This window comes from Ruegeria sp. HKCCA5463, from assembly GCF_013034175.1.
In the GTDB taxonomy this organism is placed as follows: domain Bacteria; phylum Pseudomonadota; class Alphaproteobacteria; order Rhodobacterales; family Rhodobacteraceae; genus Ruegeria.
Window position 1 is genome coordinate 1,024,899 of sequence record NZ_WQFL01000001.1, and the last position, 21,064, is coordinate 1,045,962.

Below are 21,064 nucleotides of genomic sequence, written 5' to 3' on the forward strand. Positions count from 1 at the left end.
AAAGACCCCTGAAAGACACTGGCGGAGGAGCCACGGTCGAGTGTTCTAGGCCCCCTCTGCCAACGCATTCAGCGGCAACATCGTCGTGGACTTGATCTCTTCCATGGACAGCAACGCCGTGACATTGTGCACGCGCACCTCCGAGATGAGCGACTGATAGAACTGATCATAGGCACGTGCGTTCTTGACCCGGACTTTCAGGATATAGTCGATATCACCCGCCAACCGGTGCGCCTCTTGCACTTCGGGGTGATCCTTCAATGCTTTCAGGAATTTACGTTGCCAGTCCGCCTCATGTTCCGAGGTGCGGATCAAAACAAAAAAGGTGGCTTCGAACCCAAGTGCCTCGGCATCCAGCAGCACCGTTTGCTGGCCGATGATTCCCGCCCCCTTGAGCTTGCGAATGCGATTCCAGACAGGCGTCTTTGAACTACCGACCCGAGCCGCAATTTCGTCCAATGATTGTCCTGCGTCCCGTTGCAGCTCGGCCAGAATTTTTCGATCCGTGTCATCTATCCGCACCGACATTCCAATTTTCCTTCTGTTTCGACACCCCTGTTCCGGTTTTCCCGAAAATCGGAACACTTGTCCTTATTTCAGCGGCGATATGGCGCTTTGGTGGGAATATTTCCTATATTAAGGGTCAAGTCAAACAATGTCCGAGACGATCCGATGCAGGATTTTCACACAACCAAGCCCAAAGGTCATGTCGACTTTGTCGGCGCCGGACCCGGTGACCCCGAATTGCTGACGCTCAAGGCGTTGGCCGCATTCGAGCGCGCGGATGTGGTGCTGCATGATCGCCTGATCAGCAAGCCTGTGCTGGACGTTGCCGCCCAGAACGCCGCTTTGGTCGATGTCGGCAAGGCCGGGTTCGGCCCCTCGTGGAAGCAAAGCGATATCGACGCGCTTCTGGTTGAACACGCCCTGAATGGCAACCGTGTGGTGCGTCTCAAATCGGGGGATCCCACAATCTTTGGCCGCCTGGACGAAGAAATCGAGGCCGTCGATGCGGCCGGTATTTCCTGGCAGATCATTCCCGGCATCACGGCGGCCTCTGCCGCAGTGGCTGGCATCGGTCAAAGCTTGACCCGCCGCGGACGCAACTCATCGGTGCGTTTTTTGACCGGGCACGACATGCAAGGATTCGCGGATCACGATTGGAACGCTCTGGCTCAGGCCGGTTCCGTGGCGGCAATCTACATGGGCAAGAAATCCGCTCGGTTCATTCAGGGCCGTCTGATCATGCACGGCGCCGATCGCACCAACCCCATTACCCTGGTCGAGAATGCATCGCGTCCCGACCAACGGATTTTGGCCACCACCTTGGACCAATTGCCCACCGATCTGGCCGCCGCCGAAATGGATGGACCGGCCCTGACCTTCTATGGCCTTGCCCCGCGCGAAGCGGCGCAGGCTGTAACCGAATTCAACAAGGAGCTTGCCTGATGGCCCGCGCTTTTACCCCCAAAGTCGTCACTGCAAATGACTTGCTCGAAGGTGACGTGATTTATCTGACGGAAGATGACCGCTGGTCTCGTGACCTGAGCGAAGCAGAACTGATCACCGACGAGGCGCATGCGCAGGTTCGCCTGCTGGATGCCGCGCGTCAGGCAAACAAAATCGTGGGCGCTTATCTGGCCGATGCCGTCGCTGGCGAAAACGGCCCCGAGCCCACCCATTTCCGGGAAGACTTCCGCCGCACTGGTCCGTCCAACTATGCCCACGGCAAACAGGAAACTTCCCCGCAGCCCCGGGCCTGACCTCTGGCCCTTCTCTCTCCCCTTCAAGGCCCCAGGTTCGGGGCTGCAACCAAGGACAGCTAGACATGTATCGCTACTCCGAGTTTGACAAAGATTTTCTGGCAGAGCGTAACGCGCAGTTCCGCGCTCAGGTCGAGCGCCGCATCGACGGTTCGCTGACCGAAGATGAATTCAAGCCTTTGCGCCTGATGAACGGCCTGTATCTGCAATTGCACGCATACATGCTGCGAGTCGCCATTCCCTACGGCACGCTGAACAGCGCGCAAATGCGTCAACTGGCCCTGCTGGCTGAAAAGTGGGACAAGGGCTATGGTCATTTCACCACCCGTCAGAACATCCAGTACAACTGGCCGAAACTGAAAGATGTGCCAGACATGCTGGACGCGCTGGCCGAGGTCGGCATGCACGCCATCCAGACCTCGGGCAACACCATCCGCAACGTGACCGCCGACCATTTCGCCGGTGCCGCCGCGGATGAGGTCGCCGACCCGCGCCCCTATGCCGAACTGCTGCGTCAGTGGTCGACCGACCACCCGGAGTTCCAGTTCATGCCGCGCAAGTTCAAGATCGCCATCATCGGTTCGGAAAACGACCGCGCCGTGATCAAAGCGCATGACATCGGCCTGCAACTGGTCGAACGTGACGGCGTTCTGGGTGCGCGCGTCATCGTCGGTGGCGGCCTGGGCCGGACGCCCATGATCGGCAAGGAACTGTCCGAATTCGTCGCATTCGATGATCTGCTGGCCTATCTGGAAGCCACAGTGTCGGTCTGGAACCAGATCGGTCGCCGCGACAACAAGTACAAGGCGCGCATCAAGATCACCGTGCATGAACACGGCATCGACGCCATCCGCGCCAAGGTGAATGAACGTTTCTTGCAGGTTCGCCCACAGTTCAAGGGCGCCGACATGGCGCTGCTGGATGAGATCAAGGGCCATTTTGCGCCTCCGGCCTTCCGCGAAGGTTCGGTTGCGTCGTTTGAAAGTGCCTATTCCAACGATCCGGTTTTCCGGTCGTGGGTCGATACCAACATCGCGCCGCACAAGAACGCGGACCACGCGATCGTTACGATCTCGATCAAGAAACACGGCCAGACGCCGGGTGATGCGACCGCCGAGCAGATGCGCGTGATGGCCGATCTGGCCGAAGAATTCGCCTATGATGAGCTGCGTATCAGCCACGAGCAGAACGTGATCCTGCCGCATGTCCACAAATCGGACCTGCCCGCGATTCACGCCAAGCTGAAACAGCACGAACTGGCCACCGCCAATATCGGCCTGATCAGCGATATCATCGCCTGCCCCGGCATGGATTACTGCGCGCTGGCGACGGCCCGCTCGATCCCGGTTGCTCAGGAAATCGCGACCCGCTTTGAAGAGTTGAAGCTGGAGCATGACATCGGGCACCTGAAGATCAAGATCTCGGGCTGCATCAACGCCTGCGGCCACCACCATGTGGGCCATATCGGCATCCTGGGCCTGGATCGTGCAGGCGTCGAAAACTACCAGATCACACTGGGTGGCGACGCCACTGAGACGGCAGCGATCGGCGACCGCACCGGTCCGGGCTTTGCCTATGACGAGATCGTGCCGGCCGTGGAACGCATCGTCGACACCTACCTGGATCTGCGCGAGAGTGCTGAAGAAACTCTTCTGATGACCTATCGCCGCGTCGGCATGGAGCCGTTCAAGGCCGCTCTCTACCCCGAGGCTCGGGCGAATGCCGCTTGATCTGATCCAAACGGAACTGGGCAAAGACCGCAGCGACCTGACCGAGAAGGTCAACGCATTGAATGCCCGGTTCCGTCACCACAGCGCCCATGACGTGATGCATGGCGCCCTTGAAGAGATCGATGCGCTTGCTCTGGTCTCAAGCTTTGGTGCGGAATCGGTGGTGCTGCTGCACATGGCTGCGGTGATCGACAAGATGACGCCGGTGTTGTTCGTGGATACCCAATTGCTGTTCACCGAAACGCTGGAATACCAGCAGGAAGTCAGCGAGCGTCTGGGTCTCAGGAACATCCGGATCATCCGGGCAGATGACGAAGAACTGCAACGCGAAGACCCCTATGGCGCGCTGCGCCTGCGGGATACGGATGCGTGCTGCAACTTGCGCAAGACCTTTCCCTTGCAGCAAGCCCTGACCGGGTATTGCGGTTGGATTACCGGCCGAAAACGGTTTCAGTCCGGCACGCGCGCCGCGCTCGAGTTTTTCGAGGTCGAAGACGGCACGGGCCGGATCAAGGTCAATCCGCTGGCCCATTGGGCGCCGGACGATGTGCGCGCCTATATGGAAGAAAACAACCTGCCCCGGCATCCGCTGGTGGCCAAGGGATACCCATCGATCGGCTGTGCGCCCTGCACTTCACCGGTGAAGGAAGGCGAAGACCCCCGCGCCGGGCGCTGGCGCGATCAGAACAAGGAAGAATGCGGCATTCATTTTGTCGATGGCAAGATGGTGCGCATCGGAGAGAAAACATGAACGTAATCGTAACGGATGAGGGCTTTTCGCCCGATGACTGGACCGACGGCTTTGTCACTCTGGATGATGCCGCAAATGACGTGGTTGCGCTGGACGTCAGCTCGGACACGGACCCGGATGAGCTTTTTGACCGCTTGGGCAGTGCCAAGCTGGTCCGGGTGGATTTTCCATCCTTTGCCGACGGTCGCGGCTTTACCATCGCTCGCACCCTGCGCCTTAAGGGCTATACGGGACGCTTGCGCGCCAAGGGTCATGTTCTGGCAGACCAATATGCCATGGCACGTCGCTGCGGCTTTGACGAAGTTGAGATTGACGGAGACCTGGCAGATCGCCAGCCCGAAGATCAGTGGCTTTCCCGGGCCAACTGGAAAGAGAACAACTATCAGGCGCGTTTGCGCGGTTAAAAGCCGCCCATCGCCGGCTTGTGACACATAGGGGGCAATCTGTCCCCTTTTCCTGACTTGGATCAAAGATTAAACGGAGATGTCGGTTTAGCAGACCGGCAGGTAAACGATGACAGAGATGAAGCCCGTGAGCGAAGCAACTGCCGTGAAGGCCCCGGTCCTGCCGGACGCGCAAACTGTAACCGAGGTCAAGCATTGGACCGACAGCCTGTTCTCTTTCAAGGTGACGCGCCCCGCCACGCTGCGTTTCCGCTCGGGCGAGTTCGTGATGATTGGTCTGCTGGGCGACAATGGCAAGCCATTGCTGCGCGCCTATTCAATCGCTTCGCCGTCGTGGGACGATGAGCTGGAGTTCTATTCGATCAAGGTTCAGAACGGCCCGCTGACGTCGAAGCTTCAGCATATCAAGCCCGGCGACCAGATCATCCTGCGCCCCAAGCCGGTTGGCACGTTGGTGCATGACGCCCTGCTGCCGGGCAAACGCATCTGGTTCTTTGCCACCGGCACTGGCTTTGCCCCGTTTGCTTCGTTGTTGCGTGAACCGCAAACATATGAAGATTATGACGAGGTGATCATCACCCATACCTGCCGCGAAGTGGCCGAACTGGAATATGGCCGCCAATTGATCGACAGCATCCGTCAGGATGAAATGCTGGCCGAACTTATTGGCGAAGGCTTTGTTGACAAGATCCGCTACTACCCGACAACCACGCGCGAAGAGAGCCCCAAGATGGGCCGGATCACCGACCTGCTGAAGGACGGCACCGTGTTCAGCGATCTGGGCATCGAAGGCGGGATCAAGCCCGAAACCGATCGCGCCATGGTCTGCGGTTCGCTGGCTTTCAACCTGGACATCAAGGAAATCCTTGAAGGTTTTGGTCTGCGTGAGGGCGCGAATTCCGAACCCAAAGAGTTCGTGATCGAAAAGGCCTTTGTCGGCTAAAGGCACCATGCGTTCGGAGCTTTGCAGCCCCGAACGCAAAAATCAGCGGACAAAACACTGTTTTTTCGCAACTGCCGGTGTTTATGCCGCTTGAAGTGTGGCCCGGCCCGGTTTAAATTCCGGGCTCGAAATTCTGCAATTATCAAAGGAATGAACCCATAGCTCGCAGACCTCACAACGCGCCGCCACAACGAGACACCGGCCCGCGCGTCAATGATAAGATCCGTGCCCCCGAAATTCGCCTGATTGGCGCCGAAGGTGAAAATGTCGGGGTGGTTCATCCCGCCAAAGCCATGCAGATGGCCGCCGATGCCGGTCTTGATCTGGTCGAAATTTCGCCCAATGCGAACCCACCGGTCTGCAAGATCATGGACTTCGGCAAATTCAAATACGAAACGCAGAAACGCGAAGCCGAAGCCCGCAAGAAGCAAAAGATCATCGAGGTGAAAGAGGTCAAGTTCCGACCCAACACTGACACGCATGACTATGACGTCAAGATGCGCAACGTCTTCAAGTTTCTGGAAAACGGCGACAAGGTCAAAGTTACCCTGCGTTTTCGCGGTCGCGAAATGGCACACCAGAACCTGGGCCGCGAATTGCTGGAGCGCGTTGCCGAGGACGTCAAGGACTTGGGCAAGATTGAAAACATGCCCAAGATGGAAGGCCGTCAGATGATCATGATGATCGGCCCGCTGCCGCAGAAATAATCCGGTCCAAAGATCGAAACGGTCCAAGCCCCTTCTCTCTTGAAGGGGCTTTTTTGCTCAGGGCGCATGCCTGCTGCGCAATCAACGGGCCGCATCCCGGAAATCGAACACCAGCGAGGTGATATCGACGATCAGAAGCCCCCGGAGAAAGCCGGCAAAGGCTGGGCTCAGGGGGTCTTCAGAAAACAGCAGAAGCGTCGCGATGATGACCAACGGCACCCAGCACAGAATGTGCGGCAAGGCCATCGCACCGCTCATCCCGCGTGCACCCAACATGATAGGCACGTTCAGCGCCATGCCTGAAATTGCAAGCAATGCAATCAGGTGCCCCTGTGGCTGATCCAGAAATGCCAACGGAAGCAGGTTTACCGGCACCAAAACAACGGCTACCCAGACCTGCACCCACACAGGGAGCGTTCGGAAACTGCGCCAGATATCCAGCACCATGGACGTCGCCTTTTCCAATTCCATAGCCCACGACACATAACAAACGTGTCGCAGGCAAACAGGGTGCTCACGGTATTGTCAGAGAACGGCTGAAAAAGAGCGTTCCAGTTTGCTGACAAGTTCGCCTATCTGCTCGTCATTTATGATGAATGGCGGCGCAAGAAGTATATGGTCTCCGTTCCGGCCATCCCGGGTGCCCGCCATGGGATAACAGATCAACCCTTCGGCCAGCGCCGCCTTCTTTATCTTTCCGGCAATGCCCAACGATGGATCAAAGGGGGTCTTCGTCTCGCGATCCGCCACCAATTCCACGCCCCGGAACAGGCCGCGGCCACGCAAATCGCCCACGTTCGGGTGCTGTCCAAACGCGGCTTCCAGTGCGGAATGCAGTTTGCTGCCCATGCGTCCGGCGCGCGCCGGTAAATCACCCTCTGTCAGTTCACGGACCACCGCAAGAGCCGCAGCCGTGGCGACAGGATGGCCGATATAGGTGTGCCCATGTTGGAAAAACCCCGACCCATCGCGAATTGCGCCATAGATTTCATCGGTGCACAGCATCGCCCCGATCGGTTGATAGCCTGCGCCCAACCCTTTGGCGATGCACAGAATATCCGGTGCAACTCCGTCGTGATCGCAGGCGAACAGATGACCGGTGCGCCCCATGCCACACATCACTTCATCCAGAATCAACAGCACGCCATATTGGTCGCAGATTTCCCGGATGCGTTTGAAATACCCCTCAACCGCCGGAACCGCGCCAAGCGTAGCACCGACAACCGGCTCGGCCATGAAAGCCATAACCGTTTCGGGACCAAGGCGCAGAATTTCCGCCTCCAGCTCGTTGGCGACGCGCTGACCATAGTCAAAGCTGCTCTCACCCTCGGGCTTTTCGGCATATTCATAGCAGGCCGAGATATGGGTCATTTCGATCAGCATCGGTGCGAATTGGGCCCGTCTCCAGGCGTTTCCCCCGGCAGACAAGGCCCCCAGAGTGTTGCCATGATAGCTTTGCTTGCGCGCGATCACGTGGCGGCGCTCGGGCTGCCCGATTTCCAGAAAATACTGGCGCGCCAATTTGATGGCCGCTTCGGTCGCCTCGGACCCGCCCGATACGAAATACACCCGGTCCAAATCCCCCGGCGCGTGCTGGATCAGCAGATCGGCCAATGCCTCGGCCGGTTCCGAGGTCATGAACCCGGTATGGGCAAATGCGATCTGTTCCACCTGCTGTTGCACGGCCCGGATCACTGCCGGGTTGGAATGCCCCAGACAGGACACGGCCGCATCGCCGCAATCCAGATATCGCTTGCCGTCGGCATCGATCAGGTAAGCGCCGTCGCCACCCGCTGCGACGGGAAGTTCAGATTTGGTGTGGCGTGGGAAAACATGACTCATGTTCCGGTCCTTCCAAGTGTTTCAACCAAAGCCGCGACCGAGGCCGCGTTGTCCGTCCAGAGCGTGCCATCCGGTGCCGTCAGGCTGTTTTCGAATCCAACACGCAAGTCACCGCCGCGCCGCGCTGTTTCGGCAAGACAATCATGTTCCTGCGTCCCAAAGGCGCACACCATCCAATTGGCCGGGCTGGACGGAAACGCATCCAGATCCGCTGGCACGGATTGCTGGTTCTGACTGTAGCGTCCCAACACAAGCAATCGGTCTGTCTGGTCCGGCTGGACGATACCTTTTGACTGCCAGTCTTCCAGCAGCTTCACATCTTCCAAGTCGTAGAGAATATGCTGAACCCGCGTGCCCTGAGCCGCACATAGCGCATAGACCCGAGGCGCAAGATCAAGGGCCCGCGCGATTTCCCGGACTGAAATCGAGGCCCATTCAGGCCGGACCCGTTGCAGGCAGTCAAACTGCGACGAGACGTCGAACACGCCTGCTGCCTCGGTGGTGATCTGAACATCCATGCCCGGCACCACCCTTTTCAGTTCCGCGATTGTTTCGCGATACAATCCGGCATCCAACGTGTGGTGTCCGTCGGCATCCCGCACATGCAGGTGTATGCCATTCGCACCAGCCTCGTGGCAGCTCTGCGCCGTTGCGACGATCTGATCCGTCGTGACTGGCAAGCCCGGGTGATCCGCTCGGCCCCGCCGGGCCCCGTTCGGAGCAACCAGTATATATGGCTGCCCGGTGGTTTTCACTGTGCTCTCGGTCATTGCGCCCTCGTGTTCGTCTGTCTTCAGCTAATGAGCTCAAGTTTCGTTTTCAATTTACCAATTGGAAAACATATGTTTTGCTTGCCGCATGACCCGCGCTCTAACTGCCATCGTTACGCAAATGCGCCGCGAGATCGATGAAATGCCTGCGCAAATGCAGGTCGCTGTAAAGTACATCATCGATCATCCCGCCGAGTTCGCGTTGAATTCGATCCGCACCACCACCGATCGTATCGGCATCAGCTCGAACGTTCTGATCCGGCTGGCGCAACGCATGGGGTATGACAGCTTTGACGCTTTTCGGCGCCCATTTCGAAACGCTCTGACAACCGATGGTGAGGACAGGTTTGGGCAGGATTGGCTGGAACACCTAAAGGAACAAGGACAGTTTGGTGCGGCGCAGGCACGATTTGCGCAGAACGAAATAAATGTCGTGGCCAGATCGCTGCGCCTCATGGTCCCCCAGTTGACGCAACAGGCCGTCGCGCACATCAGGTCGGCGCGCCGCTGTTATGTGACGGCCACACGATCCAGCCACGCGCTGGCCTATTACTTTCACTACGCCGCCCGCATGGCCCATCCCGGGCTTCAGCTGGTGCCCCGCCACATGGGTTCGGCCATCGACGATCTGGTCGAAGCCACCGCCGAGGATTGTCTGTTTGCCATCACGGTTCACCCCTATTCCGCCGACACGATTCAGGCGATGCGGTATGCTCGTGACCGGTCGATGCGCATCGTCCTGTTGTCGGATAGCGAGGTCATCGCCCCGGGGGTTGAACCGGATGTCGTCCTGCCTGTCAGCACGCGAACCCTACACCCGTTTTCCAGTTTTTCGGGGGCAATGGCTGTTCTTGAATGCCTGCTGGGCCATTTGTTTGACGCCGGCGGAGAGACCGCCAGAGAAAGAGTGGATGCCTATCAGAAAGCGCGGGAAGATACCGGTGCGTATTGGCGACCCGGCGTATTGCCAAAGCTCAGAAAACCATAAGCCGGTTCGGTCAAAGCCTCTGGGGTCAACCTCAGAATTCAGCCCCGCTCAGGATCAGCGGCGGATCATTCTTTTCGTTTGGCGCGCGGCTGCGGTCTGGTCGGGATTTCCTTCAGCAATCCTCCGACACCCATTCCGGCAATATCCGATCCGGTCGTTTTGATCCCGCAGGCAACCCGTGACAGAACCCAATCCGCCCCGTTCAACGCCGAAGATCGCGCGCATCCGGGCAACCCGATCACCGGTCGATCCTGCATCGCACCCAGAAACAGCAGGTTTCCCGGATCAACCGGCATCCCGAACCGATCCACCCGCCCGCCGGCAAACCGAACAGCAGACGGGGCAACATCGTCCGGATCCGAGGTCGCGGATCCGGTCAGGATCATGAGCAGATCACCGGTCGTTCTGGAAACCGCCTTGGCCAGCGCATCCACGCGATGCGGCACGATCTGCACATCACACAAATCCAGACCCAGGGCTTCGGTCCGTCCGCGAATGGCGGCGATCCCCTTGTCGTTGGGCGGGCCGCCGCGGATATCGGTGACGATCAAACCTGCCGTCTTGTGAACGGGTCTTGCCAGACGCACGGCCCCTTGCGCCAAATTGGCGGCCCGCCGAACATCAGCCTCTGGCACGGCATATGAGATGACCTTGATGGTGGCGACCATGCCATTCGGGCCCATCTGCTGGTATTGCGGAACCGTCGCAACCGTGATCATCGGGTTGACCTGATTGAACATTTCCAACGCATCCACATCCAGAACCGCCACGCCCGGCCCGTCCGCCAACAGGTTGACCCGGCCGGTGAACGCGTCGGTCACGCGCAGATTGGCCGACGCCGCATCTGGCGCAAGAGCTGCGGCCAAACGACGTGCGGCCTCGTCTTCGTGACAATCGCCGGGTTCAAGGCGCGCAACGATCACTTCGCGGATGCCCGCCTGCGTCAACTGCGCCACATGCTCTGCTTGCAGTGACAGCCCCTTGCGCAGCTTTTGACCGTCAGCCGTCGCCGAATGGGCCAGAATGGCGCCTTTTGCTTCGGAGACGGGTACCGGACCAAACCTCATGCCTTGCCTCGCAGAACGGCCGTCATCTGCGCCAGAATTGCAACGGCAATCTCGGATGGGCCGGCAGCCCCGATATACAACCCGATTGGCCCATGAATCCTCGAGATTTGCTCATCACTGAAACCCGCCGCCTTCATACGTTCGACGCGTTTGGAATGGGTGCGTGTCGATCCCAATGCACCGATATAGAACACATCCGCATCCAGTGCAGCTTGCAATGCCGGATCATCCAGCTTTGGATCATGTGTCAGCAGGACAATTGCGGTGCGCGCATCCAACCCGAGTTTTGCAACGGCCTCATCCGGCCAATCCGTAAGGATCGTTTCCCCCGGAAAACGGGCGCTGGATGCAAACGCGTCGCGCGGGTCTATTATGGCCGGATCATACCCGGCAATTCGCGCCATCGGCACCAATGCCTGTGCGATATGCACCGCACCAACAACGATCAATCGCAGCGGCGGGTTGTGAACAGCCACAAAGGTCTGACCATCTTCTTCAAAACCAGACCGATCCATGCGCAGCCGTTCCGCATAGGCGTTACGACGCAAGGCTCTGTGCCCGGTATCGATGTTGACTTCGTAAGCGATTGGTTCACGCGCTGCGCGGGCTGCAACCAGTTCCGCAAGCATCGGTTCAGGCAGCACCTTTCCAACGGGTTCGACAAGAACGCGAATGGTCCCGCCACAGGCCAGCCCGACCGCAAATGCATCTTCGTCGCTCACTCCGAATTCCAGCAAGCGGGCTTCGCCTTCGTCAATGGCCTCAAGCGCCTCGACGATCACCGCGCCTTCGACACAGCCGCCAGACACAGAGCCCTCGATCCGACCATCGCCGCCGATCACCAGCTGGGAACCCACCCGGCGTGGCGCGCTGCCCCAGGTTTCGACAACCGTGGCAAGCGCGGCGCCGCTGCCATTGCGGTGCCACTTCAATGCCGTTTCCGGGCTGTTGTCGAATCGTTCCATCAGGACCTCCAGACGTCGTCTGCCTCCAACATAGGCAGGATTGGCGGGATGAAAAGCGCAACGCCCCTGTCAAAACGTCCATGTTGAACCCTGCAAGCCGATGCTAAAGCCTGAACAATATTCAATAAATCATAGTATTGATTGTTATGGGCCCGGGTTTTAGCTTGTGCGGGCAGCGGGCCAGTTGCCCAAGCTGCATACCAAACACATTTTTTCGGAGACAAGCAGTTGAAACATTATCTTGCACTGGGCGCAGTGGTTGGCCTTTTGACTTCGACCGCAGCGTGGGCTGACACATTCGAACGTTATGGAGAGGTCGAGGGCTGGAAAGTCTTCATCGACAACGAAAAGAAATCCTGCCTGATCGAGGCCGTGGACGACGCGGAAAATGTCGTTCAGATGGGCCTGACCGAAGATCGCGGCGTGGGGTATGTGGGGGTATTCACGAAAGCCGATACCGACATCAAACGTGGCGAAACACAAGAAGTGGCCATCCTGATCGGGGACAACATCTATCTGGGTGAAGCCACAGGTATGAAAGGCAACATCACCAAGGGCTATTCCGGCGGCTATGTTCTGTCAGACAACCCTCAATTCGCGGATGATCTGGCCAAGAAAAAGGTCATGATCGTGTTCCCCGAGACATCCTATGCATTTACCGTCGATCTGACCGGCACCTACAAGGCCATGGAAATGGCCCGGAAGTGCAACGAAGAACAGTTGTCGTAACGGTCTAATCGGAAAGCGCGGCCATCAGCCGTGCTTTCTGCCCCTGGTCGTCAGGTTGTGAAATCACGGCGGCCAGATCCTCGAGCGAGGCAATCGAGTGCCCTGCCCTGAAACTGTCGACATGGGGCAGCATGGCCGCCACACCCTGCGCCTTGGGGGCAAACCCGTCCCAGCGCAGCAGAGGGTTCAGCCAGATCAGGCGTTTGGAAGACAGGTGCAGCCGCTCGATCTCTTTCTCAAGGCTCTCCGGGTCACCCCGTTCCAAACCGTCGGTGATCAAAAGAACAACTGCACCTTGCCCCATGACACGTCTTGACCAATCTCTGTTGAACTGATGCAGACAGTCGCCGATGCGTGTGCCCCCTTCCCAGTCCTGTGCCTCGGCCCCGGCAGCGGCGAGCGCTGCGTCGACATCCCGATGATGCAAGTGGCGGGTTATGTTGGTCAGGCGCGTGCCGAACGTGAAGGCATGAACCTTGGCCCAACCCGCCCCCTTGGCGTTCGAGACCGTGTGCAGGAAATGCAGGATGACACGGCTGTACTGGCTCATCGAGCCCGAGATATCGCAAAGCGCAACTAGATTTGGCCATCGCGGTTTGGGTTGTAGCCGGGCGATGTCACGCAACTCGCCCCCTTGCCGCATGGCTGCGCGCAAGGTGCGGGCACGGTCGATACGGTGCCCCAGATGACTGGCCTGTCCGCGGCGCGACTCAATGGGTTTGACCGGCAGGGTCATCCGCGCCAATACGCGTTTGGCTTGCGCGATTTCTGCGGTGCTCATCTGTTCGAAGTCCAGGTTGCGAAGACGCTCTTCGGACGATGCCGTTTGCGTGGCGTCAATCTCGATTTCGGTTTCGCCCTCGTCTTGCGCAGCCGGCTGGGGCGCGTCACGTTCGATACCATCCAGCAGGGCCTCGGCTGCGCGCTTTTCACCGGCATCCGCCTTACGCTCCTCTTGCACGCCCCGAATGGCAGGAAGCATCATGGCCATCATGTGTTCCATGTATCGCGGGTCGCGCCAGTACATTCGGAAGACCTGCGCAAACACCGTGCGATGTTCGGGGCGGTTCACGAAACAGGCGTGCAGCGTCCAGTAGAAATCCCGTTTCCGGGTAAAACCCGCGGCTTGTACCGCACGAATTGCATCGATCACCCGCCCCGGACCAATCGGCAGCCCCGCCTTCCGCAGCGCGCGGGCAAAATGGGTGATGTTCTGCGCCAGCTTCGGGTTGTCGGGAATCTCCAGCGGGATTTGCTCGGCCATAGCGCGTCAGGCCGGTTCAAGCGTCGCTTTGGCCTCATCCAGAATGCGCTTGGCCTCAGACCCTTGCAGCTTCTGGATGTCGTCCTGATATTTCAGAATCGCCCCCAGCGTGTCACCGATCACCTCGGGGCTAAGGTTCATCACGTCCAGCGCCAGCAGACATTTGGCCCAGTCAATGGTTTCGGCCACGCCGGGTTTCTTGAACAGGTCCTCGGTGCGCAGACGCTGAACGAAAGCCACGACTTCGCGGCTGAGCGCATCGGCGGCCTCGGGCGCGCGCGCGTGCAGAATTTCGATCTCGCGTTCGAAATCGGGATAATCGACCCAGTGATACAGGCAGCGACGCTTGAGCGCATCGTGCACTTCGCGGGTCCGGTTCGACGTGACAATCACAATGGGTGGTTGGGGTGCTGCAACGGTGCCCAGTTCAGGGATCGTGACCTGAAAATCACTGAGAGCTTCCAGCAGAAAGGCTTCGAACGGTTCATCGGTCCGGTCCAGTTCGTCGATCAGAAGAACCGGTGCTCCGTTTTCGTCGGGGCGCATTGCTTGCAGCAAGGGGCGTTCGATCAGGTATTCATCCGAAAACAGTTCCGCCTGCAACGCGCCCCGGTCGGCCCCGCCCGAAGCTTCGGCCGTTCGGATCGCAACCATCTGCGCCGGAAAGTTCCATTCGTAAACGGCCGAGGACGCGTCCAGACCTTCGTAGCACTGCAACCGGATCAAACGGCGGTTCAGACCGGATGCCAGCGCCTTGGCGATTTCCGTCTTTCCAACTCCGGCTTCGCCTTCCAGAAACAACGGGCGTCCAAGCTTCAGCGACAGGAACACAACCGTGGCAAGGGCCCGTCCGCAGACATAGCCCTGACGTCCCAGCATCTGCTGCACGGCATCGATGGAATTTGGCTGCGTCATGGAATTCCTCTCTACTTCGCGGACAAACAGGTCACGCAAGCGCCTTTGCGTCAAGGCCCTAGCCCCTGTCAGAGCTACGACGTTCCGGTTGGTTGACAAGTTTTTTCGGCAACTCGTTCCGGGCTGGTTGGTCTTTCGGAGCAGCTATGCTAGCGGAAGGCCATGACTGATACCCTCACGATCCGCCGCCCCGACGATTGGCATCTGCATCTGCGCGATGGCGCCATGTTGCAGGCCGTTCTGCCCGAAACTGCACGTCATTTCGCCCGTGCAATCATTATGCCGAACCTCGTGCCGCCCGTTGTACGCGGGGATCAGGCCGCCGCTTACCGCGACAGAATCCTGGCCGCCCTGCCCGACGGCATGGTGTTCGAGCCACTGATGACTCTGTACCTGACCGAGGATACAGATGCGCAGGACGTCGCCGCCGCCCATGCCAGCGGGCTGATAAAAGCGGTCAAGCTGTACCCCGCAGGGGCCACGACCAATTCGGCCTCGGGCGTGCGTGACTTTGACAAAGTGCGCCCGGTTCTGGAGAAAATGGCCGAGATCGGCCTGCCCATGTGTGTCCATGGTGAAGTGACCGACGCCGAGATCGACATCTTTGACCGCGAGGCTGTGTTCATCGACCGCGTTCTGGACCCAATCCGAAAATCGACGCCGGGTCTGCGCGTGGTGATGGAACATATCACCACGTCCAATGGCGTGGACTATGTCAAAGCCAACGAAACGGATCTGGGTGCGACGATCACCGCGCACCACCTGATCATCAACCGCAACCATATTCTGGTGGGCGGGATCAAACCGCATTACTATTGCCTGCCGGTCGCCAAGCGCGAGGAACATCGCCAGGCTTTGCTGGCTGCCGCCACCTCGGGCGACCCGAGGTTCTTCCTGGGCACGGACAGCGCTCCGCACACGGATGCAAACAAAGAAATGGCCTGCGGCTGTGCGGGGTGTTTCACCGCGACGAATACCATGTCTCTGGTGGCCGAGATGTTCGACCGCGAAGGTGCACTGGACAAGCTCGAGGCGTTCGTCTCTCTCAACGGGCCGGGCTTCTACCGCCTGCCTGTGAACGAAGAGACGATTACCCTGACCAAAGGCGAGCCGGTTGCATACCCGTCAAAGATCGACACGGGCGATGGACCTGTCACGGTGTTCGACCCCGGTTTTCCGCTGCACTGGCGCGTGGCTTAACCCGCCATACGTTCGGCCAGATCACGGGCGCGACCGCCGGTGCGCAGCATCGACCAGATCGCGTCCGCCTCATCCGTTCCGATCAGCTTCGACGCTTTGGCGCGCACACGATCCTCGCGGTCAGACAGCGACATTGGGGTCAGCAGGTCATGCGTCGCCTCGCGGCGGATACCGTCGCGACGCAGCAAGGCCAGATGCGCCTGCGTTTCCGACAGGTTTTCTTCCGCTTCGACCGTGATGCGATCTTGCAGAGACGTAATGCGCGGGTCCGCGCAGACCTTGTCGGTGTAGCTGCCCGGCAAAGCCGTATCATAACCCAGCGCCTGCATTGCGATGACCGTCCGGTAAGAGAACTTGGCCCCCAGCCCGGTTGTGGGCGAAAGCTGATTGCACACACTCATCCAACGGGGATGGGTTTTGATTTTGATCTCGGCCACTTCGGGTTCCGCGATGTCCAGCGCGCGCGCCGCCTCCAACGCCGCGTGCAGGCCGTGACAACAGGCGTGGAACTTGTGGCTTACCGTTTCGAACAACCATTCATCGCCCAAACCATCCAGCGCGCCTTGATCCGCTGCACCCTGATGTGTCGCACCAAATCCATACGTGCCTTCCAGCGCGTCGGCGTTGGGTTGAAATCCACGCTGAACAAGCACAGCCGCCTCGACCCCTGCCGAAGCGGCAAGCCCGGCATTGTAAGGCTTGCCCATTGTTCCGAACTGGGCCTTCAACCCGGCCGCGCGCGTTGCCGTCAAACCCAATACGGACCGCATCTGAACCTTGTCGAATCCAAGCAACCGCCCCACGGCGACAGCGGCCCCGAATGCACCGGATGTCGCTGTCTGGTGAAACCCGGCCTGATAATGCCCCCTGCCCAGCCACAGGCCGACACGGATTGACGTTTCCATACCGACCAGCGCGGCTTCGAGCAGATCAACCAGAATGCGGTCATCCCACTCGGCCACGGCAAGGGTCGCAGGCAGGATGGCGACTGACGGATGCCCGATATGCGCGAAATGCGTGTCATCGTAATCCAGCGCGTGGGATATGGTTCCATTCACCAAAGCTGCGCCGCGCAATGGGGCCGCGCCCCCTCCGAACAGATGGGCCTGAGCGTTCCCGCCCTCGGCCAGAACCATATCGCGAACTATGCAAGACACCGGCTCGGACGCCCCTGCACGACCAACCGCCATCCAATCCAGAACGGACAGCGACGTGACAATCCGCGCCTGAGCCGTCGTTGAAACCGGGCCGGCCGCGAAGGTGGCCAATGCTGCTGTGAAATCCGTCATGAGCGCAGTCTAGCGTGCGCCCTTGCCGCGTAAAGGCCTAGCCGTAGAGTTCTTTCGCACGCGCCTCGAAGGCGCGGACGATCCGCTGCATGGCTTCGTTAAACACAACGCCGATGATCCCCTGAAGGATGGCGTTCGTGAATTCGAAATCCACATGGAACGAGATGTTGCACCCCCCGTCGGGCGCGTCCTCGAACTGCCAGTCGGATTTCATGTATTTGAAAGGCCCGTCCAGATACTCGGTATCGATATTCTTCTGATCTGGAAACAGGGTCACCCGGCTGCCGAACCGTTCGCGAAACACCTTGAACGAAATGACCAGATCGGCCTCCATCACCTCGGCCGCACCGACCGCATAGGTCTTGCGGATCCGGGCCGCGGCGCACCAGGGCAGAAACTTTGGGTAGCTGCCCACATCCGCAACAAGATCATACATCTGCTGGGCTGTGTATGGCAGGTGGCGGGTTTCCGAATGGATTGGCATGATGTCCGGTATTTACAGGTGACAATGGCGCGTCATGTCGTATGTTGCGCGCCAAAGATCAAGGGGGCTGCGATGACTAACCGCGCTTATGTGATAGATGAGATGATCTCGGCCAAGGCCATCGCGGCGCGGATCGAAGAGTTATGCCGCGAAATAACGGATGAGTTCGGCGACACGGACAAGCTTGTCGTCGTAGGATTGCTGCGCGGCAGTTTCGTCTTCATCGCCGATCTGGTGCGGGAACTGGACCTGCCGATCGAAGTGGATTTCCTTGAGGCGTCCTCGTATGGCGATTCGATGGAGAGCAGCCGGGAAGTACGCATTCTCAAGGACTTGCGCGGCGCCATCGAAGGCCGCGACGTGCTGGTGGTCGAAGATATCGTCGACACCGGACACACGCTGAACCACGTCACCAACCTGCTCCGCAGCCGCAAGCCGAAACGGCTCAAGTCGATTGCCCTGCTCGACAAACCCAGCCGTCGCGAAGTTGATTTCCGGTCAGACTGGATAGGCTTTGAAATTCCGGATGAATTCGTCGTGGGTTACGGGATCGATTACGCTCAGCGCAACCGCAACCTGCCGTTTATCGGCAAAGTCCGGTTTACCGAGGACTAGCCGCACTTTACCCGGGCAATTTGAGTGGCTACCCAGCGCCTCAAATTCAAAAACCCGAATAATAATAGACAAACTTATTTGCGCGCCCTTACTCTTCCTATCAGCTCGGGAGGATTATGGATGAAGCGTGTAGTTGCGACAGCCGGCGTCGTTATAGCGATCGTAGCACTTGCAAGTTCGGGTGCTGCAAAAGACAACAAGGGCAAAGGGCAAGGTGCCAATAAAAACAAGGTAGAGAAATCCATCAAGTCAAACGGCAAAGCCGTACCGCCCGGTCAAATCAAAAGATACACGCGCGGGCAGAAGCTGCCGGGTGATCTGAGTTTTGACTATATCGACGATCTCGACAACTGGAAGCTCAAGCCTTTGGGGCCCGGCCAGCGCTATATCCGGGTGGATGATGAAATACTCTCGATATCTGATGATACAAAGACAGTTATAGAAGCCTTTGGAATCGTTGGTGATCTGGTCAAATAAGTGGATGGCGTCTAGTAGTTGTTGCTAAGTGCGACATCAATCGCGCTCAGGAAAACCCCGGTTCCAATCGGAATAAGCGCATCCGGGAAATCGTAATCCGGGTTGTGCAGTTGCGGATGGTCCTGCCCCGCCCCCAACCAGAACATGGCCGCCTGCGCGCCTTTGCCAAATTGGCCGAAGTCTTCGGAAAAACGCTGTGGCTGATCGACCAGCCTGCACGCGACGCCCCGATCGGCACAGGCTTTGGCCAAAACCGAAACGGTTTCACGGTCATTGACGCAGGCTTCGAACACCTCGTCATAGCTGATTTCGAACGCCAGACCTTCGGCCTCCGCCGTGTTTTTGACCAGAGTTTCGGCCTCGGTCATCAGGCTTTCCATCCGCGCGTCCGAAACCGTACGCAGGGTCACCCACAGTTCGGCCTGTCCCGGTGCGACACCGACTGTGCGCTCGCCCAGAGTGGCATGGGTGACCGTGGTCAAAGCGTAGGTGTCATCCAAGTCGCCACCCGCCCCCAAGTTGGCCAATGCCGGAATCAACGTGGACAATGCAACTGCCGGTGACACGCCGTCCTGAGGGGCCGCTGCGTGTGAGGTTTTGCCTGTCAGAACGATTTGCATCCCGCGCGAGGCACAATTCGCGGGACCTTCACACAGTTCCACCGCGCCCAGCTCCAGCCCCGGCAAATTATGCAGAGACAGCACGATGTCAGGGGCAACCTCAGCGAACTGAGGATCGGCCCGATATGCAATCGCACCATGTCCGGTTTCCTCGGCGGGTTGGAAGATCAGAACCACGCGGCCAGATTTTGGGCGCTGTTCCTTCAACGCCTCCGCCACCCCGAGAACCATCACCATGTGGCCATCATGGCCGCACAGATGCCCTTTGCCTGCAATCTGAGATGCATATTCCAGATCCGAGAGTTCCTGAATTGGCAGCCCATCCAGCTCGCATCGAATTCCAACTGTGGGGCCGGTAACACCGCTTTCGTAAACCGCCGCAACACCGTGCCCGCCGATGCCACACAAAACCCTGTCCGCACCCGCTTGGCGCAAAAGATCCGCAACCCGCGCCGCGGTATTCTCCTCCTGCCCCGAAAGCTCTGGCTGTTGGTGAAACTCGTGGCGCAGGCGGATGAGCTGCGCGATCCGCTCCGGCGTCACGCTTGCTGTAGCTTTGCTTGCCGGGCCGCGCGAAGCCGGGCGAAATCGTCGCCCGCGTGGTATGAAGACCGGGTCAGAGGCGTCGCGGATACCATCAGGAACCCCTTGCCATAAGCCGCCTTTTCGTAAGATGCGAACTCTTCTGGGGTTACGAACCGATCCACTCCGTGATGTTTCGGTGTCGGTTGCAGGTACTGGCCGATGGTCAGGAAATCGATATCCGCCGCGCGCATGTCATCCATGACCTGACGCACTTGCTGTTCGTTTTCGCCCAACCCGACCATGATGCCCGATTTGGTGAAGATCGACGGATCAAGTTCTTTCACCCGCTGTAGCAGACGCAGGGAATGAAAGTACCGCGCCCCCGGGCGCACTTCGGGGTAGAGACCCGGTACCGTTTCCAGATTGTGGTTGAACACATCCGGTTTCGCTTCGACCACAATCTCAAGGACCGTGCTGTCGCATTTCAGGAAATCCGGCGTCAGAATCTCGATCGTGGTTTTCGGAGAACGATGACGTACCGCGCGAATTGTCTGCGCAAAGTGCTCGGCCCCGCCGTCTTGCAGGTCGTCACGGTCCACCGAGGTGATCACCACGTGGTTCAGGCCAAGTTTTTCGACCGCATGGGCCACGCGACCCGGCTCAAACGCGTCAAGGTCGTCGGGGCGACCGGTTGCAATGTTGCAGAAGGTGCAGCCGCGCGTACAAATCTCGCCCATGATCATCATGGTGGCATGACCTTGGCTCCAGCATTCTCCTACGTTGGGGCACCCCGCTTCTTCGCAGACCGTCACCAGATTGTTGTCGCGCATGATCCGCCGCGTATCCGCATAGCCCTTGCCACCAGGTGCCTTGACCCTGATCCAGTTCGGCTTTTTGGGCTGTGCATTGTCCGGACGATGGGCTTTTTCCGGATGGCGCTCTTCGGGGATCTTCAGATCTCGCACGGTCGTTTTCCTGACTTTGGGTCAACTCTTCTTGCTCATAACATAGTCAGA

At 58.9% G+C, this 21,064-nt stretch carries 24 protein-coding genes; 12 read left to right on the plus strand and 12 right to left on the minus strand.

Going from position 1 to position 21,064, the window contains the following annotated elements:
- Positions 1-45 precede the first annotated feature (45 nt).
- Positions 46-528, minus strand: coding sequence for an Lrp/AsnC family transcriptional regulator (locus GOW09_RS05125; RefSeq protein WP_117869097.1), 483 nt, complete (start codon positions 526-528; stop codon positions 46-48).
- A gap of 144 nt (positions 529-672) precedes the next feature.
- Between GOW09_RS05125 and cobA the strand changes: the two genes are divergently transcribed.
- The 7 genes from cobA to infC all read left to right on the plus strand — a co-directional run bounded on the left by cobA (position 673) and on the right by infC (position 6,298).
- Positions 673-1,449 (plus strand): uroporphyrinogen-III C-methyltransferase, encoded by a 777-nt coding sequence (cobA, locus tag GOW09_RS05130; protein WP_171116159.1) that lies wholly within the window; start codon positions 673-675, stop codon positions 1,447-1,449.
- The gene (locus GOW09_RS05135) at positions 1,449-1,763 is read left to right on the plus strand and encodes a DUF2849 domain-containing protein (protein ID WP_152457837.1); all 315 of its coding nucleotides are present in this window, start codon (positions 1,449-1,451) and stop codon (positions 1,761-1,763) included. The genes cobA and GOW09_RS05135 overlap by 1 nt, the downstream gene beginning before the upstream one ends.
- Before the next feature lie 65 nt (positions 1,764-1,828).
- Positions 1,829-3,493 (plus strand): nitrite/sulfite reductase, encoded by a 1,665-nt coding sequence (locus GOW09_RS05140; RefSeq protein ID WP_171116161.1) that lies wholly within the window; start codon positions 1,829-1,831, stop codon positions 3,491-3,493.
- A complete protein-coding gene (locus GOW09_RS05145; RefSeq protein ID WP_171116163.1) occupies positions 3,483-4,244 on the plus strand; it encodes a phosphoadenylyl-sulfate reductase in 762 nt (253 codons plus the stop codon). The genes GOW09_RS05140 and GOW09_RS05145 overlap by 11 nt, the downstream gene beginning before the upstream one ends.
- Positions 4,241-4,648, plus strand: a complete 408-nt coding sequence (locus GOW09_RS05150) for a DUF934 domain-containing protein (RefSeq protein WP_171116164.1) — start codon at positions 4,241-4,243, stop codon at positions 4,646-4,648. The genes GOW09_RS05145 and GOW09_RS05150 overlap by 4 nt, the downstream gene beginning before the upstream one ends.
- A 109-nt stretch (positions 4,649-4,757) precedes the next feature.
- Positions 4,758-5,591 carry a ferredoxin--NADP reductase gene (locus GOW09_RS05155; protein WP_171116167.1) on the plus strand — a complete coding sequence of 278 codons (834 nt, stop codon included), beginning with the start codon at positions 4,758-4,760 and terminating at the stop codon, positions 5,589-5,591.
- Positions 5,592-5,749: 158 nt separating this feature from the next.
- Positions 5,750-6,298 (plus strand): translation initiation factor IF-3, encoded by a 549-nt coding sequence (gene infC, locus GOW09_RS05160; RefSeq protein WP_152457832.1) that lies wholly within the window; start codon positions 5,750-5,752, stop codon positions 6,296-6,298.
- 81 nt (positions 6,299-6,379) lie between these two features.
- On the opposite strand, the gene GOW09_RS05165 is transcribed toward infC, so the two are convergent.
- The 3 genes from GOW09_RS05165 to GOW09_RS05175 are packed head-to-tail and all read right to left on the minus strand — an operon-like array spanning position 6,380 to position 8,910.
- Positions 6,380-6,769, minus strand: coding sequence for a hypothetical protein (locus GOW09_RS05165; protein WP_171116169.1), 390 nt, complete (start codon positions 6,767-6,769; stop codon positions 6,380-6,382).
- A 54-nt stretch (positions 6,770-6,823) separates the two neighbouring features.
- The gene (locus GOW09_RS05170; protein WP_171116171.1) at positions 6,824-8,140 is read right to left on the minus strand and encodes an aspartate aminotransferase family protein; all 1,317 of its coding nucleotides are present in this window, start codon (positions 8,138-8,140) and stop codon (positions 6,824-6,826) included.
- Positions 8,137-8,910, minus strand: coding sequence for a 3-keto-5-aminohexanoate cleavage protein (locus tag GOW09_RS05175; protein ID WP_171116173.1), 774 nt, complete (start codon positions 8,908-8,910; stop codon positions 8,137-8,139). The genes GOW09_RS05170 and GOW09_RS05175 overlap by 4 nt, the downstream gene beginning before the upstream one ends.
- An 88-nt stretch (positions 8,911-8,998) precedes the next feature.
- On the opposite strand from GOW09_RS05175, the gene GOW09_RS05180 reads away from it, so the two are divergent.
- Positions 8,999-9,898, plus strand: coding sequence for a MurR/RpiR family transcriptional regulator (locus GOW09_RS05180; RefSeq protein WP_171116175.1), 900 nt, complete (start codon positions 8,999-9,001; stop codon positions 9,896-9,898).
- A gap of 65 nt (positions 9,899-9,963) precedes the next feature.
- Here the strand turns inward: GOW09_RS05180 and GOW09_RS05185 are convergent, their stop codons facing one another.
- Together GOW09_RS05185 and GOW09_RS05190 are read right to left on the minus strand one after the other, a co-directional pair.
- Entirely contained in the window at positions 9,964-10,965 is a 1,002-nt protein-coding gene (locus GOW09_RS05185) for a molybdopterin-binding protein (RefSeq protein WP_171116177.1), read from the minus strand.
- Positions 10,962-11,930: an XdhC family protein gene (locus GOW09_RS05190; protein ID WP_171116179.1), complete on the minus strand. Its 969-nt coding sequence runs from the start codon at positions 11,928-11,930 to the stop codon at positions 10,962-10,964. Before GOW09_RS05190 ends, GOW09_RS05185 begins: the two co-directional genes overlap by 4 nt.
- Positions 11,931-12,158: 228 nt before the next feature.
- On the opposite strand from GOW09_RS05190, the gene GOW09_RS05195 reads away from it, so the two are divergent.
- A complete protein-coding gene (locus GOW09_RS05195; protein ID WP_152457825.1) occupies positions 12,159-12,659 on the plus strand; it encodes a hypothetical protein in 501 nt (166 codons plus the stop codon).
- 4 nt (positions 12,660-12,663) lie between these two features.
- Here GOW09_RS05195 and GOW09_RS05200 read toward each other — a convergent pair whose 3' ends face one another.
- Positions 12,664-13,923 (minus strand): VWA domain-containing protein, encoded by a 1,260-nt coding sequence (locus tag GOW09_RS05200; protein ID WP_171116180.1) that lies wholly within the window; start codon positions 13,921-13,923, stop codon positions 12,664-12,666.
- A 6-nt stretch (positions 13,924-13,929) separates the two neighbouring features.
- On the minus strand, positions 13,930-14,838 hold the full coding sequence (locus GOW09_RS05205; RefSeq protein WP_152457823.1) for a MoxR family ATPase: 909 nt from the start codon (positions 14,836-14,838) through the stop codon (positions 13,930-13,932).
- Between the two features lie 162 nt (positions 14,839-15,000).
- Between GOW09_RS05205 and pyrC the strand changes: the two genes are divergently transcribed.
- Positions 15,001-16,038: a dihydroorotase gene (gene pyrC, locus GOW09_RS05210; protein WP_171116182.1), complete on the plus strand. Its 1,038-nt coding sequence runs from the start codon at positions 15,001-15,003 to the stop codon at positions 16,036-16,038.
- Here pyrC and GOW09_RS05215 read toward each other — a convergent pair.
- Positions 16,035-17,327 (minus strand): MmgE/PrpD family protein, encoded by a 1,293-nt coding sequence (locus GOW09_RS05215; protein ID WP_171116185.1) that lies wholly within the window; start codon positions 17,325-17,327, stop codon positions 16,035-16,037. The two genes, pyrC and GOW09_RS05215, sit on opposite strands and share 4 nt — an antisense overlap.
- A 37-nt stretch (positions 17,328-17,364) precedes the next feature.
- Positions 17,365-17,811, minus strand: coding sequence for a type II toxin-antitoxin system RatA family toxin (locus GOW09_RS05220; RefSeq protein ID WP_171116187.1), 447 nt, complete (start codon positions 17,809-17,811; stop codon positions 17,365-17,367).
- A gap of 72 nt (positions 17,812-17,883) precedes the next feature.
- Here GOW09_RS05220 and hpt point away from each other — a divergent pair, with 72 nt between their 5' ends.
- Together hpt and GOW09_RS05230 are read left to right on the plus strand one after the other, a co-directional pair.
- A complete protein-coding gene (gene hpt / locus GOW09_RS05225; protein ID WP_152457820.1) occupies positions 17,884-18,426 on the plus strand; it encodes a hypoxanthine phosphoribosyltransferase in 543 nt (180 codons plus the stop codon).
- A 24-nt stretch (positions 18,427-18,450) separates the two neighbouring features.
- The gene (locus GOW09_RS05230; protein ID WP_171116189.1) at positions 18,451-18,903 is read left to right on the plus strand and encodes a hypothetical protein; all 453 of its coding nucleotides are present in this window, start codon (positions 18,451-18,453) and stop codon (positions 18,901-18,903) included.
- Positions 18,904-18,914: 11 nt separating this feature from the next.
- Here the strand turns inward: GOW09_RS05230 and GOW09_RS05235 are convergent, their stop codons facing one another.
- Together GOW09_RS05235 and lipA are read right to left on the minus strand one after the other, a co-directional pair.
- The gene (locus tag GOW09_RS05235) at positions 18,915-20,066 is read right to left on the minus strand and encodes an amidohydrolase (protein ID WP_171116191.1); all 1,152 of its coding nucleotides are present in this window, start codon (positions 20,064-20,066) and stop codon (positions 18,915-18,917) included.
- Positions 20,063-21,013, minus strand: coding sequence for a lipoyl synthase (lipA, locus tag GOW09_RS05240; RefSeq protein WP_171116194.1), 951 nt, complete (start codon positions 21,011-21,013; stop codon positions 20,063-20,065). The genes GOW09_RS05235 and lipA overlap by 4 nt, the downstream gene beginning before the upstream one ends.
- Between the last annotated feature and the right edge of the window lie 51 nt (positions 21,014-21,064).

What these genes read in the sequence shown, in the direction of transcription:
- GOW09_RS05125 (WP_117869097.1), bottom strand. Translation starts at nt 528, where the DNA reads ATGTCGGTGCGGATAGATGACACGGATCGAAAAATTCTGGCCGAGCTG.
- cobA (WP_171116159.1), top strand. Translation starts at nt 673, where the DNA reads ATGCAGGATTTTCACACAACCAAGCCCAAAGGTCATGTCGACTTTGTC.
- GOW09_RS05135 (WP_152457837.1), top strand. Translation starts at nt 1,449, where the DNA reads ATGGCCCGCGCTTTTACCCCCAAAGTCGTCACTGCAAATGACTTGCTC.
- GOW09_RS05140 (WP_171116161.1), top strand. Translation starts at nt 1,829, where the DNA reads ATGTATCGCTACTCCGAGTTTGACAAAGATTTTCTGGCAGAGCGTAAC.
- GOW09_RS05145 (WP_171116163.1), top strand. Translation starts at nt 3,483, where the DNA reads ATGCCGCTTGATCTGATCCAAACGGAACTGGGCAAAGACCGCAGCGAC.
- GOW09_RS05150 (WP_171116164.1), top strand. Translation starts at nt 4,241, where the DNA reads ATGAACGTAATCGTAACGGATGAGGGCTTTTCGCCCGATGACTGGACC.
- GOW09_RS05155 (WP_171116167.1), top strand. Translation starts at nt 4,758, where the DNA reads ATGACAGAGATGAAGCCCGTGAGCGAAGCAACTGCCGTGAAGGCCCCG.
- GOW09_RS05165 (WP_171116169.1), bottom strand. Translation starts at nt 6,769, where the DNA reads ATGGAATTGGAAAAGGCGACGTCCATGGTGCTGGATATCTGGCGCAGT.
- GOW09_RS05170 (WP_171116171.1), bottom strand. Translation starts at nt 8,140, where the DNA reads ATGAGTCATGTTTTCCCACGCCACACCAAATCTGAACTTCCCGTCGCA.
- GOW09_RS05175 (WP_171116173.1), bottom strand. Translation starts at nt 8,910, where the DNA reads ATGACCGAGAGCACAGTGAAAACCACCGGGCAGCCATATATACTGGTT.
- GOW09_RS05180 (WP_171116175.1), top strand. Translation starts at nt 8,999, where the DNA reads ATGACCCGCGCTCTAACTGCCATCGTTACGCAAATGCGCCGCGAGATC.
- GOW09_RS05185 (WP_171116177.1), bottom strand. Translation starts at nt 10,965, where the DNA reads ATGAGGTTTGGTCCGGTACCCGTCTCCGAAGCAAAAGGCGCCATTCTG.
- GOW09_RS05190 (WP_171116179.1), bottom strand. Translation starts at nt 11,930, where the DNA reads ATGGAACGATTCGACAACAGCCCGGAAACGGCATTGAAGTGGCACCGC.
- GOW09_RS05200 (WP_171116180.1), bottom strand. Translation starts at nt 13,923, where the DNA reads ATGGCCGAGCAAATCCCGCTGGAGATTCCCGACAACCCGAAGCTGGCG.
- GOW09_RS05205 (WP_152457823.1), bottom strand. Translation starts at nt 14,838, where the DNA reads ATGACGCAGCCAAATTCCATCGATGCCGTGCAGCAGATGCTGGGACGT.
- pyrC (WP_171116182.1), top strand. Translation starts at nt 15,001, where the DNA reads ATGACTGATACCCTCACGATCCGCCGCCCCGACGATTGGCATCTGCAT.
- GOW09_RS05215 (WP_171116185.1), bottom strand. Translation starts at nt 17,327, where the DNA reads ATGACGGATTTCACAGCAGCATTGGCCACCTTCGCGGCCGGCCCGGTT.
- GOW09_RS05220 (WP_171116187.1), bottom strand. Translation starts at nt 17,811, where the DNA reads ATGCCAATCCATTCGGAAACCCGCCACCTGCCATACACAGCCCAGCAG.
- hpt (WP_152457820.1), top strand. Translation starts at nt 17,884, where the DNA reads ATGACTAACCGCGCTTATGTGATAGATGAGATGATCTCGGCCAAGGCC.